The following is a 2,123-nucleotide window of genomic DNA, read 5'->3' as shown; positions in this document are numbered from 1 at the left end:
AACAGCTTTCAAGCCCAGAGGGCCAGGCCATTTTCGCTAAGCGAAAACTTGAGGATGAGCCAGCCTTTGGTAACCTGAAGGCTAATTTGCGTTTCCGTAGATTATCGGTACGTGGATTAAGACAAGTCAATAATGAATTAGGAATTATCTTGATGGCAGCAAATATGAATAAATTGGCCAAAATGATGGCCAATTTAACTCATATTTTTGGTTGGATAGAAAAACTGAGCCGCATCTTCCAGAGAAAGTGGAAAATACGGCTCAGTTTATTTATCGGCGGGACTTATGTCCCAGCCTCTATTAGTTCGCAAGCCAGTTCCAAAGTGAATAATTACATAGCAAACCACAATATTTCCCATAATCAAGTTTCAAGCAAAATCTGGGGTGGCTTTCCACATTATAAGTACCGTCATGGCAAAAATAAGCCTGAGGGGGTTGTGATTCACGAGACTGGTAATGCCAACTCAACGATTTTTGACGAGATTGCTTATATGAAGAAAAATTATCGGAATGCCTTTGTTCACACCTTCATTGATGATGACCACATCATTAACATTGCCAGCACCAAGTACCTCTGCTGGGGTGTCGGTTATCCCGGCAATGCCCGGTTTGTCCAATTTGAACAAGTTGAGATCCATAGTAAGCGCAGTTTCTCCGGCGAAGTGGAAAATGCGGCCTATTACACGGCCCACATTTTGAAAACTTATCACTTAAAGCCCAACGACGCCTGTTATGATGGCAAGGGGACTGTCTGGTCTCATGGTGCCGTTGCCCACTATCTGGGTGGGTCTGATCATACCAATCCGGTTGGTTATTATAAGAACCGCGGCAAGAAGTACTTTCATCAGGCATACACGATGGCTCAGTTCTATAAGCTGGTGTTGACCAATTATCACAACCTGTAGTTGATTGGCGTGAAATATTAAAAATCCACTTTACAATCGAACTATTTTAGATTATTGTCAAAAGAGTAACGATTACGATTTACAGAGGAGAGGATATTTCATGTTACATAAACTTTCGAGGATTAAGGCGCTGATGCTTGCCCTTATTGTAGTGGCGCTTGGGATCGGACTGGCAGGCTGTTCCAGCAGTTCATCCAGTTCTAATGGCAAGATTAAAATTACGGCGACAACCGATTTTTATGGGGAGGTTGCCAAAAAAGTGGCTGGTAATAAGGGCGACGTGACGTCAGTTATTACCAATCCGAACGTGGATCCCCATGACTATCAGTCGTCAACCAAGATTGCCAAGGAAACGGTTGGCTCAAAGATCGTGATTGCCAACGGAATCGGGTATGATGGTTGGATGAATAATTTAGTGAAGGATAGCAGTAAAGTCGATTATATCAAGGTCGGCGAAGATCTGATGGACAAGAAAAATGGCGATAATCCACATCTTTGGTACAATCCAGCGACGATGCCTAAATTAGCCAACACCATTGCGACAAAATTAGGCAAACTGCAGCCAAAGAGCAAGGCCTACTTCAAGAAGAACGCCAAGAAGTACATCGCCTCATTAAAACCAATCAACGATAAGATTGCACAATTGAAGCAGCTGGCTGCAACTAAGAAGAATAAGGACGTTTATGTCAGTGAGCCGGTATTTGACTATGCGCTTGAAGCAACCGGATTTAAAGTTGGTGATACGCAGTTCGAAAATGATACTGAAAAGGGTGTCGACCCGTCACCACAAACCATTCGAACAATGCAAAATGGAATTAAGAATCACAAGATTGCCTTCTTTGTTTTCAACAAGCAGGTTGATAGCAAAACCGTCAATAATTTGGTGGCATTAGCTAAGAAGAACAAAGTGCCGGTATTGCCGGTGACGGAAACCTTGCCAGCTAATAAGAATTATGTCAGTTGGATGGATTCACAGTATGCTGAGTTAATTAACATTCTGAACTGAAACTTGAAAGCTAATAATCACGCCAAAGGCGTGTGGTTATTGGCTTTTTTGGCAAAAAAATAAACGCAAGCTCTCCTGCGTTGTATACTTTAGTCGACCAAAACCAAGATACAAAGGAGACTTACGTCATGAATATTATAAGTCAAAAAAATACAGAAAACGAGCTTCACAATATTGTTCATCAATTTACTTCCCTCATTGGTCTATCTAAA

Annotated in this window: 2 protein-coding genes; both read left to right on the top strand. The window is 41.9% G+C overall.

All coding sequences use genetic code 11. The annotated features are described in order from the left end of the window. The coding region (locus tag LPKJCM_RS09335) for a peptidoglycan recognition protein family protein (RefSeq protein ID WP_087069620.1) at positions 1 to 905 on the top strand (905 nt) is incomplete at its 5' end. A 100-nt stretch (positions 906 to 1,005) separates the two neighbouring features. Next, the gene (locus LPKJCM_RS09330; RefSeq protein ID WP_057962774.1) at positions 1,006 to 1,911 is read left to right on the top strand and encodes a metal ABC transporter solute-binding protein, Zn/Mn family; all 906 of its coding nucleotides are present in this window, start codon (positions 1,006 to 1,008) and stop codon (positions 1,909 to 1,911) included. Positions 1,912 to 2,123: the final 212 nt, after the last annotated feature.

The organism is Lentilactobacillus parakefiri (genome assembly GCF_002157585.1).
In the GTDB taxonomy this organism is placed as follows: domain Bacteria; phylum Bacillota; class Bacilli; order Lactobacillales; family Lactobacillaceae; genus Lentilactobacillus; species Lentilactobacillus parakefiri.
This window is presented reverse-complemented; position numbering and strand designations above follow the sequence as displayed.